This window comes from Lunatibacter salilacus (assembly GCF_009797935.1).
In the GTDB taxonomy this organism is placed as follows: domain Bacteria; phylum Bacteroidota; class Bacteroidia; order Cytophagales; family Cyclobacteriaceae; genus Lunatibacter; species Lunatibacter salilacus.
On record NZ_VOLC01000001.1, the window covers coordinates 59,109 to 75,576 of the forward strand.

13 protein-coding genes are annotated in these 16,468 nt (G+C 41.1%); 1 reads left to right on the forward strand and 12 read right to left on the reverse strand.

Annotated elements, in window-relative coordinates; all coding sequences use genetic code 11:
• Positions 1-165 precede the first annotated feature (165 nt).
• The 7 genes from FQ608_RS00280 to FQ608_RS00310 form a co-directional block, all read right to left on the reverse strand.
• Positions 166-1,305, reverse strand: coding sequence for a glycosyltransferase family 4 protein (locus tag FQ608_RS00280; protein WP_158855807.1), 1,140 nt, complete (start codon positions 1,303-1,305; stop codon positions 166-168).
• Positions 1,298-2,689 carry an O-antigen ligase family protein gene (locus FQ608_RS00285; RefSeq protein WP_158855808.1) on the reverse strand — a complete coding sequence of 464 codons (1,392 nt, stop codon included), beginning with the start codon at positions 2,687-2,689 and terminating at the stop codon, positions 1,298-1,300. The genes FQ608_RS00280 and FQ608_RS00285 overlap by 8 nt, the downstream gene beginning before the upstream one ends.
• A gap of 13 nt (positions 2,690-2,702) precedes the next feature.
• Positions 2,703-3,668: a glycosyltransferase family 2 protein gene (locus tag FQ608_RS00290; RefSeq protein WP_158855809.1), complete on the reverse strand. Its 966-nt coding sequence runs from the start codon at positions 3,666-3,668 to the stop codon at positions 2,703-2,705.
• On the reverse strand, positions 3,625-4,941 hold the full coding sequence (locus FQ608_RS00295) for an oligosaccharide flippase family protein (RefSeq protein WP_158855810.1): 1,317 nt from the start codon (positions 4,939-4,941) through the stop codon (positions 3,625-3,627). The genes FQ608_RS00290 and FQ608_RS00295 overlap by 44 nt, the downstream gene beginning before the upstream one ends.
• A 15-nt stretch (positions 4,942-4,956) precedes the next feature.
• Complete coding sequence (locus tag FQ608_RS00300; RefSeq protein ID WP_158855811.1) at positions 4,957-6,036, reverse strand: GumC domain-containing protein; 1,080 nt, start codon at positions 6,034-6,036, stop codon at positions 4,957-4,959.
• A 4-nt stretch (positions 6,037-6,040) separates the two neighbouring features.
• A complete protein-coding gene (locus FQ608_RS00305) occupies positions 6,041-8,665 on the reverse strand; it encodes an SLBB domain-containing protein (RefSeq protein WP_234363992.1) in 2,625 nt (874 codons plus the stop codon).
• Between the two features lie 234 nt (positions 8,666-8,899).
• Positions 8,900-10,276, reverse strand: coding sequence for a fasciclin domain-containing protein (locus FQ608_RS00310; RefSeq protein ID WP_158855812.1), 1,377 nt, complete (start codon positions 10,274-10,276; stop codon positions 8,900-8,902).
• Positions 10,277-10,578: 302 nt separating this feature from the next.
• Between FQ608_RS00310 and gldB the strand changes: the two genes are divergently transcribed.
• Positions 10,579-11,574, forward strand: coding sequence for a gliding motility lipoprotein GldB (gene gldB / locus FQ608_RS00315; protein ID WP_158855813.1), 996 nt, complete (start codon positions 10,579-10,581; stop codon positions 11,572-11,574).
• On the opposite strand, the gene FQ608_RS00320 is transcribed toward gldB, so the two are convergent.
• The 5 genes from FQ608_RS00320 to FQ608_RS00340 form a co-directional block, all read right to left on the reverse strand.
• Positions 11,546-12,763 carry a glycosyltransferase family 4 protein gene (locus FQ608_RS00320; RefSeq protein WP_158855814.1) on the reverse strand — a complete coding sequence of 406 codons (1,218 nt, stop codon included), beginning with the start codon at positions 12,761-12,763 and terminating at the stop codon, positions 11,546-11,548. The two genes, gldB and FQ608_RS00320, sit on opposite strands and share 29 nt — an antisense overlap.
• A complete protein-coding gene (asnB, locus tag FQ608_RS00325; RefSeq protein ID WP_158855815.1) occupies positions 12,760-14,559 on the reverse strand; it encodes an asparagine synthase (glutamine-hydrolyzing) in 1,800 nt (599 codons plus the stop codon). Before asnB ends, FQ608_RS00320 begins: the two co-directional genes overlap by 4 nt.
• Positions 14,560-14,561: 2 nt before the next feature.
• On the reverse strand, positions 14,562-15,248 hold the full coding sequence (gene nth, locus FQ608_RS00330) for an endonuclease III (protein WP_158855816.1): 687 nt from the start codon (positions 15,246-15,248) through the stop codon (positions 14,562-14,564).
• A gap of 145 nt (positions 15,249-15,393) precedes the next feature.
• A complete protein-coding gene (locus FQ608_RS00335; protein WP_158855817.1) occupies positions 15,394-15,630 on the reverse strand; it encodes a hypothetical protein in 237 nt (78 codons plus the stop codon).
• On the reverse strand, positions 15,605-16,207 hold the full coding sequence (locus tag FQ608_RS00340) for an RNA polymerase sigma factor (protein ID WP_158855818.1): 603 nt from the start codon (positions 16,205-16,207) through the stop codon (positions 15,605-15,607). The genes FQ608_RS00335 and FQ608_RS00340 overlap by 26 nt, the downstream gene beginning before the upstream one ends.
• Between the last annotated feature and the right edge of the window lie 261 nt (positions 16,208-16,468).

A 16,468-nucleotide genomic window follows, 5' to 3' on the forward strand; every position in this document is an offset into this window, starting at 1 on the left:
GATTATAAATAATTAATTATACGAATTCACTCACCTGAAAGTGGATAAAACCCTCCTTTGGAATTTAACTTCGATTGAAAATATATCTACCCAGCGGTCACCCGTAAACAATAGCATTAAAATACGGCGCTAAAGAAAAATTCTAAAAATATGGATGTCCAAATATTACCTTGGGTTTTTTTCTATATCCCTTACAAAACAGGCATGTAGAGATTGAAGAAAATTTACTTCGGAAAATTTCTTTAACCGCTCTAAACCGTTTTGGACTAACTCTTCTCTATAGTTCGGATTGGTTGCAATAACTTCCATAGCGTTGGCAAAGCCCTCGGGAGTTGTATCCTCCACCTCCAAGACAGCATTGCCCCCTATCTCAACCAAGGCTCCTTGATTGGAGACAATCACCGGCAAACGATAAGAAAACGCCTCCAAAATCGGCATACCAAATCCCTCACTTAGGGAAGGAAAGAGATAGGCAACAGCATGCTGATAATATCCCGCCATCGTCGACTCATCTACATATCCGGGAAACACTACATGCGCTTCTATACCCAAGTCAGAGATAGCAGTCATGATCTCATCATAATCATCCAACTCTTCCCGGGGGCCCCTTTGGCCAAGTAACACCAATTTATAGGTTGTAAATTGTGGCTTTTGAACCAAAATTGCCAGAGCTTTTGCCAATAGAGGCAAATTCTTCCTTTTTTCCATCACCCCAACATGTAAAAAGTACGGCCCAGCAACGGGCGGGGAGGAAATTGGGGCTATCTCCGAAGCCTTAAAATGTGTTGCGGGATACACCACAATGATGGGCAACGCTGGAAATGGAAGATATTTCCTTAATTGTCTTTTCGAATAATTACTTATGGTCACCACTGTGGTATTTCGCTTCAATCCTCTATAAAGGAAAAAAATAAAAATGCGCAACCACTTGCTGTTATAATGAGTTGGGTTTTCCCAAAAAAACGCATCATGAATTACTGATACCTTTGTTCCTCTGGACCAAATAGGTGAAAGGATATCCGGGGAAAACACAACATCCGCCCGGTGCCAATAGGACAAGACAGGAAGGATAATCAATTTTCTAAAAAAATAGATCCCCTGAAAAAGCCAGTTCTTCCACTTGGAGGTCTTTCCCTTAAAAAACATATTCTTCTCTGCCTTCTTCCAGTCTGGAGTGAAAATATAAGTGACATCTTCAAGCACCTGTGATTCTGCTTGCCCACAAAAAGTCCGAATATAAGTACGTATGCCCGTTTGGGCCACATATAGATAAAATGTATCTACCAAAATTCGTTTCTTAGTCATGGGGAAGTTTTAATGGAAAATAAGATTTTAAGGCATATCCAATCATCCACCAAGACACCCCACTCACATATCCGTACATGTCCGCATTGGCAGTAAATAGAGGCAACAACATGCCTACTTTTACCGTGGCACCGACAAAAGCAAACCGGGCTGTCATGACATCGTCTGTTCGGTAGAAAACGCGGATCGAAAGCAGGATGGCCGCAAAAAGCAAAGCGATATACAGGCCCATTCCTAAAAACCCCAGTTGAACACCATAGATCAAAAACTGATTTTCACCCCCCAACCGTAAATCTTCTTCCACACTGGACATATTTCCACTCATGGCAAGACCTATTCCCAATGGATTTTCGAGCATGGAACTCCATGACAGAAGCCATTCCAGCAAGTGACCCGCACTGGATGGGTTTTGGAAGGTAAGGGTATCCAAAACGAAAAAATAAAATTCCTCAGGAGCCAAATAAACAACCCATACTACAAATAAGAGGACCAAAAACGCTGCAAGTAGAATTAGCTTTTTCAACTTAAAAACAATAGCAATGAAAAACAACATGACAAAAAACGCAGCAAATGCAGCTCTAGATGACGAAAAAAGCAAACTTCCAAAAGAGCAGACCAGCACCAACAAATATATCCCGGAAAAATCTCTCTTGGTAGTCAAATACCAAATCAGTCCGGTAGAAAAGCCAAGAAGCACAGAACTGGCCAGTTCTAAGGGATCTGAAAAAAACGACGCAAATCTTTTGGACATGGCCTGCGTTTCAAACGTCCAGGACAATCCAAAGTTACCCGTTACAGGTGTGTCATTTACTAATAGATTGAAATAGGCGTAACCCGTCAAATTTTGCAAGTGGATCCCTAATGCCTTCTCCGCCAGATTAACCACAAATGCTGCAAAAGCGATAAAAAAGATAATCCTGAAAACTCTACCCTCCTCTTTAGTGCTGAAAAACGTATTTCTGCCTAAAAAGTAAAATGCTCCGGGGAGTAACATGTTTTTAAGATAGAGTACCTTGTTTAAAGGCGCAGATTCACCTAAAGGAATTAGGACATAAAAAAATGCCAACCCCAGAAAGGCTAAAAAAAGAATGTCGACAGCATTGAGTTGGATAGGGAATTCAGTGAGGTTTTTAGTAAAAAGCAGGAAAGAGCCGATTCCCAACAAGATGACCCCTTCTTTAAAAAACTGAAAAACCATTACGATTTCCCTCGAATCTGTGGCCAGGAGGATTAAACTGAGAATCGTATTGTATGCCGGAAGGTAGAGCATAAGGAAGAATATTACATATTCCCATTTGCCCTCAAATGCACATTTTTTGAGAATCCAAAGTAACCCTAAGATTACCAGTATCAAAATGGCTATGAAAATAAGGGGATATATCATGTCAGGTAAATGGTCACCTTAATTTGAAAAAATTCCTTCTCCATGACACCGGTATTTCTCCTTCGGGATTCAGCCAAATACCATCACGGATACCCCAAAAAACAGCCGCAAGTTTTGTACGCCTTCCTCTCAGCAGAAAATATGCCATCCATAATCCCAGCTTTATAAGTTGAAATGGCCAGGCGATCCAAGAGTAAGGGAATCTAATATGCTGCCGTATCTGAAAGAGTTGATTTCTTGACGTATAGTAAAATACTATTGGATGAAGTGTTCCTTCTTCATGCGATTTCTTAGAAGATGCTCCAGCTTCGTGATAGACTTTTGCTTTGGGTATCAAATATAGGCTATACCCCAGAGACCGGATCCTCAAGGACCAATCCACATCTTCGAAGTAAGCAAAATAAGAGGCATTCAGAAGTCCGGTTTCACGTATGCAAGAAGCTGTCAACAACATACAGCATCCGGTAACCCAGTCTATTGGGTAAGAAATTGACAAGTCTACATTGGTTTTACCTCCCATAAGTGTTTGTGAGTTCCCAGATGCTTTGTGGAATTTACCGCCTGCACTCCAAATGGTTTTCCGGTCATGGTTAAACATGATCAACGGTTGGACAACGCCAAGATTCTTATCCGGGTGTTCAACCATGTAGTCGACAAGATGAGACAAGAAATCCGGTTCCACCTCTGTGTCGTTATTCAGAAGAAGTATAAAGTCATAGCCTTTTTCCAGGGCGTATCTGATCCCTAAGTTGTTTCCCTCAGCGAAACCGAGGTTTTCGGGGCTTTTTAAGTAAATGGGATAGGTATATTCCTCTTCCAAACGGCTGAGAGAATCGTCCGTGGATCCATTATCTACCACTATCGCATGAAAATTGGTATAGGTCACAGCTTCCAGTGATTTGATGCATTGGGAAGTAAAAGCATACCCGTTCCAGTTAACCAAGATAACCGCTACGGAAGGCTCCTCGGAGTAGTCCATCAAATACAGGTTTGTTTTTTTTATAGTTTATATAAATTCCCAATACAAAAACGAAGGCTTCCGTAGCTAGTATGCCAATTGCTGCACCCATTGGACCAACCAAATGAATTGATATTGCAGTGACAGAAATCATAAACACGCAGAGGGCAAAGGACACATTCATCAAAATGCTTTTCTGGTTTTTCACCAGAAAGACCACCATATTGACGACATTCAGGCTGGCCAAAAATGGAACAAAAGCCATCAATTTTAAGAAAAACACAGCCTCTGGAAGGTTTCTTTTCGAAAGCAGAAAGACAATGTAAGGAGCTAATAGAAAAGTTAGTAGAGATATTATCAGTCCAAAAACAATGCAGTAAACGTAGGACTTCTTCACGTAACTGGTGAATTTGTCCGGCTCATGTAGGTATAACCGGGACGCTCTTGGAAATATGGCTTGAATTACCAGGCTGGGTATAAGCCTGATCACCATCACAGGCCTCTCAGCAAGGCTGAACATCCCTAACATTTCAGCGGTAGAAAAAAAACTTAAAATAATAATCGAACCTTTTGTGGAAACGAAAATAGCCAAATTGGAAAGAAGGAGGGATAAATTCCCTTTCATCAAGTCGAATAAAGCACGGGCCTTTGGTATTATCCACGTTAGATCAAATGAACGTACAGCGTATAAAATTACCGCAAGGTTCATAACAAAGGTGGCCGAACCCATAGTGAAATTTACCCATTTTGCCTGATCAGGATGCTGTATATAAAGGATAATGGCGAGTAGAAACATAGCTCTTGCTACAATATTCGCAAGAGATACGAGCTTTAGCTTTTCCATTCCCTGGAAAAACCAAGCCATATTGGTCGCTTCTGAGAATAGTAGGATAAGGGAAAACACCAATATGGTTTGGTATTCCTCAAAAAAGCCAAATAGGAAGATGAGAAGAATTATCAACCCCGACGCGCAGCCCGCCAACAAAACTTTCCCAATTAAAAGGGTTGAGAAAATTCGGGAAAGCTCAGGTTTTTGGTCTTGGAGTAGGGCGACCTCCCTGGGGCTGTTGATGCTGAAGCCAAAGTCAACAAAATAATTGGCCAGAAAAACTACTGATAATGCCAAACTAATCAGACCAAATTGATCCACGCCCAGTACCTGGATCAAGATCGGCATGGAAATAAGAGTTATCAGAATGTTAGATGACTGGATGACCAGTAAAAAAATAAAATTCTGAAGTGCCGGGTTTTTTAGAAAGTGAAAAAACGGAAGATGTCCAAAGCGCTCTATCATGGAGATGGACCTGCCTTATGCTACTTCCTGTACATATCTCCGGTACAGCGTTTTCAAGTAGATGTAAAAAACCGCCCCCATTAAAAAAAGGAACGCCCCAACTAGAATACCGACTTTTAACTTAATTTTTGATTCCTCCAAGGGCAGACGTGGCGAATCAATTATCTGTATCAATGGTGCATTGTTGCGGTGGTTAATTTTTGCAATTTCTAGGTTTTTGACCACTTCCTGATATACGGCCGACGATGCCTGAATATCCACCTGCCGACTTCTAGTCTGTACGGTCCCTAGCTGTAGAAGCGGATTTGGATTTGGAATCTGATCTTGGGATTGGGCAAATGCCTGTATACTTCTGTCCAAAACCACGCGAACGCTGTCCGCCTGAGACTGAAGGATGGCAAGATTTTCAGAGGTTTTTTTGGTCTTGGTTTCTCTATAGAAGGTGTTTACGTTGTCCACCAAGGTCTCGTTGAAGGCTTTTGAAAAAGCTTCGTCTTTGGAGGTAACTGCAACTTTGATGATGTTGAGTTTTCGATCAGGCTTATCTACCGCAAGGTTGCGTTTTCTTATTTCTTTCACAATTTCCCTGATGACACTGTCCTGTTGCACGGTAAAGTTCTCCCTAGGCTGGTTGAAATCCAAAATGGTAAAGTCCACCTTTTTACCCCACTTATCTTCCAGTTTATTAAATGAAATGTATGAGTGAATTAGTAACTTACTTGGTTCTTCGGTAGTGACAGGAGCCAAAAGCGTGGTAGAAAGCATTCGGTTGGACTTATACAGTTCAATAATATTATCTCCGGAAAACAACCCATTTTCTGATCCCAAGGAACCTATATTTAATCCTACCACAGATGCCAATCCAGACAAGGCCCCTAATCCCCCCATCTCAGATTCTTCCAATACAAATGTTGTCTCCGCTGAATAAACAGGTTTTTTAATTAAGGAAGCAGCGACGCCAAGAGCTGCTCCCAGTATTGCGGCTACAAGAAGAATCCGGTAATTCCAAACAAAAACCCTGATCCATCCCTGAAAACTAATAACCAATTCCCTGAAAGTAAACTTGTCTTCGAGAATGTGTTTTGAATCTGCCATTAACTTATTGGTTAAAAATCTGAGTTGCAATTAGGGCCATAGTTGCCAAACCTGTGGTAATTCCCAACAGGTCGCCCGGCCTGATCGGAATTCTAGGACCTTTGGAAGGAACAATTACCTCAGCACCAGGCTCTACACTTGGAAAAACGTTGAAAACCAAAAAATGCTTGGTCCTTGCAACTTCTCCATTGGCATAAATTACATAAGTTCTTTTTCGTTTGGCCCGGTTCTCGAAACCACCAGCTCTGTTGATATAATACTTCATTCCCCTAAGTTCTTCATACCGTACAGTTGTCGGATAAATTACGTCCCCCCTCAACCTTACCGTTTGAAGCTGTCGGGGTATAGTGATGATGTCTCCTTCTTCCAAGATAAGGTCAAACCTGGAACCCGGATTCAATAGTACAGCTTCCAAGTCGATGGCTATCGCCTCTGTTTCCCTTATCTTTACCGGCCCTATGCCTAACCTATTTTCAGATATTTCTTTCAATATTTCCGAACGGGCGTCAATTACCATTTCTCCAGCTTCTGTCTCTTTGGAGGATGCTTTATTACTGATCGACCTCGCTAATCTTTGCAACAACAATGTCTGCGATTCAGTAGGATCCATTTGGTCTATATTTAGATTTTCCAACAAATCCCTCAAATTCATTTCTTTGCGTTGCATTTCAGATTCGGCTTGATAAAACTCAGTTCTGCGAATAAGGGTGGCCCCCTTTACGTAGGCGAAATCAGTAAGCCCTCCGGCACGCCTTATCACATCCGAAACTCTTTCTTCAGCATGGGCAATGGAAAATTCTCCCGGGGCATTCACTTGCCCCTCCACCTGCACCATTTTTTCCAAGGTGAAATTGGGTTTTCTACGGACCGAAATGTTGTCAAAAGGCTTTAAGGGTGTGACGGAAAGACCTAGGCCGAGGTCGGGAGAAATGGAAACTGGAATGATATCGGCGTAATCCCGCGCATTGCTGCCCATATACCGTCTTGCAATCTCTATCTCTGTCAGCGATGCGGACTCTTTTAGGCCTCCAGCCAAAATAATAAGGTCCTCAGCGGTCATATCCTGAGAATAGGGATAGGTACCTGGGTTTCTAACTTCCCCGGCTATTTTAACATAAAAATCCTCGTTAAGATCATATATGGAGGCAATGCGCACGATATCCTCTGCTTGCAACAATATATCCGGTAGATTTCCATTTATTATCTCGCCCAAATTGACTTGAATTAACTCATTGCTTAGATCTTCCTTGGTTCTCAAGATAGATGCCCGCTTTAAATAGGCATCTCCTTTCAGTCCTTCTGCCTTTGTGATTAAGCGTTGAAGGGTAATCCCTTCTTCCATGGAGTAATTTCCTTCGCGAAAAACAGCACCCTTTATCTGTATTCGATTGGTATACCTGTTTAATACTTTACCAATTTCATAGGTATCGCCACCCTTCACCAGAAACATCCCAAACTGGTCATTAAACACATCCGAAACAGCCCGTTCCCGGGATGTTATCCTTGTTACACTAACCCTATCCCGAAAAGCCTCATCGGTGAATCCTCCCGCATAGTCTAAAAGGTCCCGGAAACTTTCTCCTTCTTTGATTTCAAAAATTGCCGGGCGCTTCACTTCCCCATTTAAAGTAACTCTTCCTAAAAATGGAGGTACGAGTAAAACATCTTGATCCTGAAGCTGCAGATTGAGATTTGCCTTTCCATTCAGCAAAAAATCGTACACATCAATAACTGCTATCTCCTGATTGTTTCGAATCAATTTGACGTTCCGCATAGTCCCGTTTTCATTCGGTCCTCCACCTGCATACATGGCATTAAAGACCGTACTGAACGCACTCAGCGAAAAAGTGCCCGGCAGCCGAACTTCTCCGACCAAGTGTACTTTTATGGTTCGTAAATTACCTAAACTAACTTGCAGAAATGTATTCGGATTGGCGCCGCTTATTCCTGAGTAAAACCTCGAAAGACGGCTTTTTAACACATTAGTTAACTCTTCCACACTCAATCCGGATACATTGATCGGTCCTATATTTTCCAAAAGCAGATTCCCCTCTGCTGTGACATAGGCTTCATAATATTTCTCTGACTGGCCATAAATATCAATATACACCAAATCTCCAGGTCCCAAGATATAATTTTTGGGAGTGGCCATATTAAGGTTGGGCTCAAAAGTCAGTCTACGGTCCTTACTATAAAATAAATTCAATCCAAAATAAGGAGAATCTTCCCTGTCAGATTGCATTGCCTGCTGGGGATTAAGGACTCCTTGTGTAATAGAGTTTAAATCGGCTTGTTGACGTGGTTTTCGTTTGGAAGGCCCCATACTGCTTCCCGATGATAGAGGCGTGGTTAGAGCCAAACTCTCAAGGCGTTCTCTTAACTTATCTATTTCTTCCTGAGGCACCCCCCGAACCTGGGCCATCTGAAGCAGTTCTGATTCTGAAAGACCAGACTCTTCTGCACGTTTAACTAATTGTTGGAGCTGTTGGTCGGTTAGGTCATCCACCTTGATAGAAGATATATCCTGCAATGACTGCCCGTTTGCGTCTTTGGGGAGTATAAAAATTAAACTCCATATAAAAAAGAGGATGAAGATGGACCTCAAGTCCATAGGTATACGATTAATCATAGTTAACTTTTCGCCTGTTATTAAGAAAGTTTGTCCATAGCTTCGCCTCTTCAGCCACACTCCGATGAGTTTTCAAACTGAATGAACGGTGTTTCTTTTGACAAAATCTCGCGTAAAGATAATTATTACATTCTTTCTGGAGTCTATCCGACTCATTAAATGTTCAATTGTAGTAGCTAACAAAAAAAAGGGTCTGAAAAATCAGACCCTTTCTTAAAAAAGTATTTACTTTATTTAATCCATTGGAGGCAATAAAACCTCGTCTATTACATGAATAACACCATTAGTAGCATGCACGTTAAGCAACTCTTCAATCAATCCCGAAGAATTTATCTCAAGATCTCCCAAATTAACCGTCAAAACATTATCACCGCTCAAGGTCGGTAATTCAGCTCCATCACGCAGATCCTGTGAGAATGCTCGGGCAGGAACAACATGATAAGTAAGTACTGCTGTTAAAAGGTCAAGGTCAATATCCTCGTAACCGTCAACTCCCAATGCAGTATATAGTGCTTGGAACGCCTGATCGGTAGGGGCAAAAACGGTCAGGTTATCTTCACTATCCCCACTTACCGCATCTACCAAATTAGCACGGCTTAATGCGCCAACCAACTGAGTAAATTGGGGCTCAGCGGCCTGTGAAAAACCGACAGCTATTTCAGCAATTGATTGGGTCGGAGGAGTGATAACGTAGTCTATGATATGGATAATACCGTTGTCCGCCATTACATCGACCGTCTCTACTTTAGCATTTCCATTAATCCACACATTTTCTTCTGTATCTATACTAACATAAAAAGGAAGTTCAGCAAGTGAAGTGACAGCTCCGGCTTCTACAGCAGAGGATGGAACTAAACCGGGTACAACATGGTAAGATAATATAGTAGCCAAATCTGGAGAAGCCAAAAGTGCCTCGGCAGTCAACCCATTATCAGTTAAATACCGCTCAAATGCAGCATTTGTAGGCGCAAATACGGTATATTCTCCCTCAACATTTGCCAAAGCACCGGTAAGATCCGCTTCCATAACGGCAGCTAATAACGTAGAAAAATCTTCATTTCCGATAACTATATCAGCAATGGTATTGGTTTCTTCCTCAGTGGGCGGCATTAATACATTGTCGATAGCATGAATAACACCATTGGATGCGTCAATATCAGCTGTTACAACGCCTACACTCTCATTAATTGTAATAGAGCTACCACTAACCGCAAAGGTAAGGTTTTCACCTTCCAATAAGGTTGGTACACTTCCGGAAGTTACTTGGCTGGCCATAACCCGTCCTGAAAGTACATGATATAACAGAATGTCACGAAGTTGATCAACAGGCACATCGGCCACATTAGTAATTCCCGCAGCAGTAAACGCCTGATTAGTTGGTGCGAATACAGTAAACGGACCAGGAGCCGATAACGCCTCTACCAAACCTGCTCGCTGTACCGCGGCTACAAGTGTGGAAAATTGGTCTGCTCCACTGGCTACCTGTACAATATTTTCAGGTGCGGGAGGCATTGGCCCATCATCGTCGTTGGAACAAGAACTGATTATGATCATTCCCAAAATAGCCATTAGCCCCAAAAGAGAATGAATAGTTTTTTTTAATTTTTGCATAATAAATATTGGTTTAGTTAAATAAAGCACATCTTCAACAGAACAGCCCATTTGTATTAATGTTTATAAAATGAGTCAAGAAGTACATGATTTGTTTTGAACAAATCATTTTTGTAAATGAAATTTAATGTCTAAACAATTTCTGTATCGTTTTTCATTCCGGATTATCTTTGCAAGAAAATAACTTTTCACTGATAAAAATAGGTGTTTTTCTTACCTATTTTTACCTCCTATTTTGGTTGAGACATTCTTGCTTCTCTTGTCCCTCCTTTGTTTTTCAAATAATTAATTAGATTTGCACCATGCGAAACCCACTGATAAATCTTCTCGTTGTTCTACTTAGCTTTGCGTCCTGCAAAAAGAGCCAACCTGATTGCAATTTACCAGAGGAAATTAGCTCCATACCTCTTTCTGTTTCTATCGAACGTCTTGAGATGGAGTTCTTCGATAGCCCATCGGAGGAGAAAATCTTATCCTTACTGAATAAATATCCTGAATTTAGCAAAGGCTACTTGTTGCAAAACGAATTTGAAAGCAAGGAGGAACTTGCCAAGGAAATATCTTTGCTTCACAACGACCCTGGCATGCAAGAGTTGTACAATGAAGTAATGACCCATTTTTCAGATATTTCCGAAATCGCAAAAGAGCTGGAAAATGCTTTTAAAGCTATTTCCTATTATTACCCTGATTTTACTCCTCCGAAAGTTTACACCTATATCAGCGGTTTTACAACAGATATTTCACTGTCAAAAGACATGTTGGTAATAGGACTTGATTATTTCTTGCCAGCTGACCATCGGTTTCAACCCGTGGACCTGCCCACATATATTGCCAAAAGATATGATCGCAATCATTTGATACCGACCATTGTAATGGCCATTTCATCAGCCTATAATCAAACAGACCTCACGGACAATACCCTGCTGGCGGAGATGGTTTTTTATGGTAAGTCCTATCACTTCGTTAAAACCATCCTTCCCTGTACGCCTGATGAGTATATAATTGGTTATACTTCCGAAGATATAGCAGCCAGCTATGCCAACGAACCGCTGATCTATTCACATTTCATAGAAAACGAGCTTTTTTTCGAGACCAATCCATTCATTATACGCAAATACACGGGCGAAGCACCATTTACGGATGAGATTAGCATGGACGCACCGGGGAGACTCGGCAGATGGATAGGGTGGAATATTGTAGATGACTACCAGATGAACAACAGTATTAGCCTTCAGGAATTGATGGCTGAAACCAGTGCCGCCAACATTTTCAGGCAGTCAGGGTATAAACCCCGCTAGCTTTTTTAGATTTCTTAGATTTTAATGTTTCAATCAGTACCCTCAATGCCTGCTTTTTAGAAAACTGGGTGCAGGCTAATGTTCTCGCTCTTTGCTTTATGGCAAAATTTATATCTCGGTTGATGTAAACTTTACTGATATAATCAAGGACAGTTTCAGCATTATTGTCGTCGTGATAAATTCCGATACCTGACTGGACTACAAGGTCATGTATCCATCCTTTAAAATTGAGGATAATTGGTTTTCCCATAGCAATGGCGTCAAAAAACTTGTTGGGACTACTAGTCGTCAAAACCGGATGGGGCAGGAAGGAAAGGTAAATGAAATCACTAATTGCCAATAATTCCCGCACGTCATATTTATTTCCAAATGGCCTCAAATAGAGGTTATCCAATTCCATTCTCTCTTTCTCTCGTGAAATTTTCTGCATTTCCCCCCCTTTACCCATTATCACAAACTGCCAATTAAAACCTTTATCCCTGGCTGCCTTTGCCAAGTCTAAAAATGCACCCAACCCATTGACAGGACCGATAGCGCCAGCGTAGGAGATTGTGATTTTGTCAGATGCAATCCCATCAATACGGGTTTTTTCAGAAGCAATCGCCGGATCAAAAAACTCCGGGTCGGAAAAATTGGGGATTATGGTAATAGGCCTGTTTGGGAAAGTCCGTTCAATGGATTCACTGATTCCCGGAGATAGAGCTACTAGATGAAAAGCATCTCGGTAAATTTGACATTCTAGCCGGTAAAGGATTTTTTTTATAGCCCAGTTTTTGATGACTCCCATTTGGATGGGAGCTTCCGGCCATAAGTCTCTCACTTCAAAAAAATAAGGGATAGCAAATTTTCTTTTAGCCCATCTCCCAATCATCCCCGTGGTGAGTGGGGTGGATGTAATATACAGATAATCCGGTCGGGGTAATTTTTTGACTAATTGTTTGGCTGCTCTCTCAAAACTCAAAAATGAATAGACCCTTCGTAAAAACCCAAAATTATTGTCATATTGGATAGGCAAATAGTGTACTTTTATGCCTTCAATTAGTCGTATGTCATACGTACGTTCATTGTGGGCAGTAATCATCTCCACCTCAATGCCAGCATCAACCAGCCCCTTTGCCAAGTGGTAGGAACGGATGGCACCTCCTTCCTCAGGAGTAAGGAAATATTGGTGGATATAAATTATTTTCATAAGTTGTGTGTGTATTTCCAAGACGCCAGCAGATACATATTCCAAAGTTGAAGAAAACTTTGCCGGATACCTGCCTCCGGTTTCTGAGCCAATTTACGCATTTCGACTGGAAAATCTCCTCCAAACTCCGATTCAAATTGCCTTAACATCGAAAACACTTCCTTCCTGAATCTGGCATCATCCCGAAGCCATTCTCCAACGGGCAACCCAAATCCCAGCTTCTTTCTGTTGGCTATTTCAGCAGATCCGTATTGCACAAGTAATTCTTTTATCCATTGTTTTGGGCCTAATGATTTATGCTGTTGCTCCGTCATCGACATGCTTAGATTCACCAGCGGCATGTCCAAATAAGGAGATCTCCCTTCGATACCATGGGCCATAGTTGCATTGTCGAACACTTTGAGTATGTCATGTATCAAATAAACGTCGCGATCCCAGTTTAGTGCTGCTTTATAGGGGTTATTTTCTGGAACAAACCACTTGTTGAAATCAGCGAATAATCCTGGAGGGACCGATTGTAGAGCGGCAAAATTCAGGTAGGTTTCCATATTCGAAGCACCGATACCCTTAATTAATTTCTGAAACATCCGCGGAAAAACAGGAAGGGGGCTTAGTGTTTTTTTCAGATACCCGGCAATCTTATAATATTTAAGATACAACAAAAATGCCTTGTGCCGATTATATCCTCCAAAAAGCTCATCTGCACCTGCTCCGCCTATTAATACTTTTACTTCAGGGCTTGCCTCCCTGGAAATCATCCAAGTAAGAAATCCGGCCGTATCTCCTACCGGATGATCCAATGTTTCCAAATACGCCGGCCAATGCCTCCGAAAATCCTCCGATTTAACTAAAATTTCCCGATGTTTTCCGTGACAGTTTTTTGCCAGACGCTTCGCATAGCGAAAATCCTGAAACTTGTTTTGATATTTTTTTTCAAAAACTGCCGTATAGGAATGTAAAGGGATTCCAGTTTCTCTGAACCAAACTTGGTAAAGCAATGCACTATCCGCTCCTCCACTCAATATCATTCCTACGGGCACGTCTGCATGGAAGTGTTTGAGAACAGCATCTACAATTAATTCTTCAAACCGATCAATTTGGGGAAGTGAAATAGGCTTTGATGGAACATCCAACATTTGCTTTTCAAGCATTTCGCCCTCAAAATTCAACTCTAATGCCTCACCCGGTAAAACCTGCTGTATGCCGCCATGGAAAGTTTCCCTTGGAGCGGTGTGTCTAAAATAGAAGTAAGGATGATATTGGCTCGTGTTCCAGCTTTTTCCAACTAACCCAGAAGCGAATATTCCCCTAAATTCGGATGAAAACAGCCATTTATTTCCATCCTGATGAAAATACAGCGGCTTTTGTCCCAAAGGATCACGTGCGATAAGAATGCTGTTACTATTTCTATTGATAAAAATAAACGAATACATTCCAGAAAGGCGTGCCATTCCCTTTTTCCCAAAAGTATACAGCCAATACAACAAAACTTCCGAATCCGACTGGCTTGCAAACGAAATCCCCAAACTCAGAAGTTCATTTCTAAGGTCCTGATAATTATAAAGCGCTCCGTTCCAAACCAGAATCCCCTTTTCGTCTGCAGTAAGAAGCGGCTGATTGCAACGGTCAGATAGATCCAAAATTTTTAGTCTGTTTCCTGATAAATAGGTACCCGTCCCGATGCGCATAAAGTGACTTGAGTCCGGCCCTCTGTGTTGGGTTGCCTCCATCATTTTAGAAATTGCTTTCCCTGCCTGATCCTCCGGATAGTGGAGCACCAAATTTACCCCGCACATATTTAGGTAGGTTTATTTCCTTCAATCAATCCCATCTTTTGCATCATCTTTTGATTCTTTTCAAAATACCTGCAAATGGAAGTGATGGGACAGGAATCACATTTGGGAGTTCGGGCTAAGCACGTATATCTACCATGCAGGATGAGCCAATGATGGGCTTTGTGAATGACCTCTTTCGGCAAATGTTTGGTGAGTTGCAGTTCAACTTCCAAAGGAGTGTTGGCAGAAGCAGGCACTAATCCCAAACGTTTGGAAACTCTAAACACATGGGTGTCGACTGCCATATTCGGTTGATTCCAGACTACGCTTGTGATAACATTGGCCGTCTTTCTTCCTACCCCGGGGAGTTTGATAAGTTCATTAACCGTAGAAGGTATCTCACCGCCAAAATCCTCCACTAACATTTTGGCCATTCCAAGTAAGTGCTTGGTTTTATTGTTGGGGTAAGACACAGATCGAATATACGGGAAAAGCTCGTCAAAATTAGAAGTCGCAAGGTGTTGAGGTGTCGGAAAATCTCTGAAAATAGCCGGCGTCACCATGTTAATCCGCTTATCCGTACACTGTGCGCTAAGGATTACGGCTACAAGCAGCTGATAGGGATTTTCATAAAAAAGTTCCGTTTCAGGTAAAGGCATCTGATCGGAGAAATGATTTACAAAAGCTTGGTATCTTTCTTTTTTAAGCATAGAAGTCTTTTCCTAGTTGGTAAAAATACTTCAAAAAGATAGTATTGTTTAATTTGAATTTAATTTAGATCAGGTATGGGCAAAAAAAACCTGTCAGTTATGATAAATCAAAACTGACAGGTAAAATGATGTGTGGTGTGGTTTTTCAAACTTTTTCCAATCCTGTGGCAGATTGGGCCATATTTTTAATTTCGGTGGAAATCTTCTCCGAAGGTTCCATCAACAGTGAATCCAATTGTTCTATGGTTTCCAAAACCTCCAAATATTCCTGCATCATTAGCGGATTTACATGAAGTAATTGAACGAATTGTTCACTTTCAGCTGCCGTCATTTCCTGATAAATATATCTTACCAGGTCATTTTGGGTAAAAGATTTTGTCATAGGCTACGTTTATATGTTTAAGTTTTTTCCTTAAATTAATTAGTGCGTACCGCATTCTACCGAGTGCGGTATTTATACTCACTCCTGTTTGTTCGGCAATTTCCTGAAAACTTAAATCCATATAATGCCTCATAATCAAAACCTGCTTTTGATTCTCCGGCAACTCATCCACAAGACGTCTCAACATCGCATGGGTTTCTTCCTTCACTTTAATATCCTCTACGTTCTCTTCCGCAAACATAAGGGTATTAAATACGTTGGACCCATCTTCCATGACTACTGACGGATATCGCTTCATCTTTCTGAAGTGATCTATGGCTAAATTATGCCCAATTCGCATAAGCCATGGCTGGAATTTCCCCTCTTCGTTATATTTATCTGAGTTAAGTGTTTGTACTACCTTCACAAATACATCTTGCAAGAGATCTTCCGCAACGCCCTGTTCTTTGACTATCATAAAGATAGTCGAATATACTCTGGATCTGTACCTATCCACCAACAATTCGAAAGCAGCTTCGCTACCATTTCTATATTGGGCAATAAGTTCACTGTCTTTAGGTCCTACCCTTTTACTCATAAAACTGATGTTTATTTAACGTAGAGTTTTAGTCCATATTATCTTTATCTTAAGTGAAAATCAATCTTTGTGTGATTTCAAATGTATAGAATACGATTTTATGAAGCAATCAATTTTCTATTTTTTTGCAAATGACATTTGAATTCAAACAAGAGATATGCTTTTCCGCATAAGGTTCAAGAATTTAGCTTATTTAATATACGATGAAACCCAAAAGAAAGATTACTGCTTGACCTTTAAAATCTGGGAATTTACCTTTTA

What these genes read in the sequence shown, in the direction of transcription:
- FQ608_RS00295 (WP_158855810.1), bottom strand. Translation starts at nt 4,941, where the DNA reads ATGATAGAGCGCTTTGGACATCTTCCGTTTTTTCACTTTCTAAAAAAC.
- gldB (WP_158855813.1), top strand. Translation starts at nt 10,579, where the DNA reads ATGCGAAACCCACTGATAAATCTTCTCGTTGTTCTACTTAGCTTTGCG.
- FQ608_RS00290 (WP_158855809.1), bottom strand. Translation starts at nt 3,668, where the DNA reads ATGGACTACTCCGAGGAGCCTTCCGTAGCGGTTATCTTGGTTAACTGG.
- FQ608_RS00305 (WP_234363992.1), bottom strand. Translation starts at nt 8,665, where the DNA reads ATGATTAATCGTATACCTATGGACTTGAGGTCCATCTTCATCCTCTTT.
- nth (WP_158855816.1), bottom strand. Translation starts at nt 15,248, where the DNA reads ATGCTTAAAAAAGAAAGATACCAAGCTTTTGTAAATCATTTCTCCGAT.
- FQ608_RS00340 (WP_158855818.1), bottom strand. Translation starts at nt 16,207, where the DNA reads ATGAGTAAAAGGGTAGGACCTAAAGACAGTGAACTTATTGCCCAATAT.
- FQ608_RS00335 (WP_158855817.1), bottom strand. Translation starts at nt 15,630, where the DNA reads ATGACAAAATCTTTTACCCAAAATGACCTGGTAAGATATATTTATCAG.
- FQ608_RS00300 (WP_158855811.1), bottom strand. Translation starts at nt 6,036, where the DNA reads ATGGCAGATTCAAAACACATTCTCGAAGACAAGTTTACTTTCAGGGAA.
- FQ608_RS00280 (WP_158855807.1), bottom strand. Translation starts at nt 1,305, where the DNA reads ATGACTAAGAAACGAATTTTGGTAGATACATTTTATCTATATGTGGCC.
- FQ608_RS00310 (WP_158855812.1), bottom strand. Translation starts at nt 10,276, where the DNA reads ATGCAAAAATTAAAAAAAACTATTCATTCTCTTTTGGGGCTAATGGCT.
- FQ608_RS00285 (WP_158855808.1), bottom strand. Translation starts at nt 2,689, where the DNA reads ATGATATATCCCCTTATTTTCATAGCCATTTTGATACTGGTAATCTTA.
- FQ608_RS00320 (WP_158855814.1), bottom strand. Translation starts at nt 12,763, where the DNA reads ATGAAAATAATTTATATCCACCAATATTTCCTTACTCCTGAGGAAGGA.
- asnB (WP_158855815.1), bottom strand. Translation starts at nt 14,559, where the DNA reads ATGTGCGGGGTAAATTTGGTGCTCCACTATCCGGAGGATCAGGCAGGG.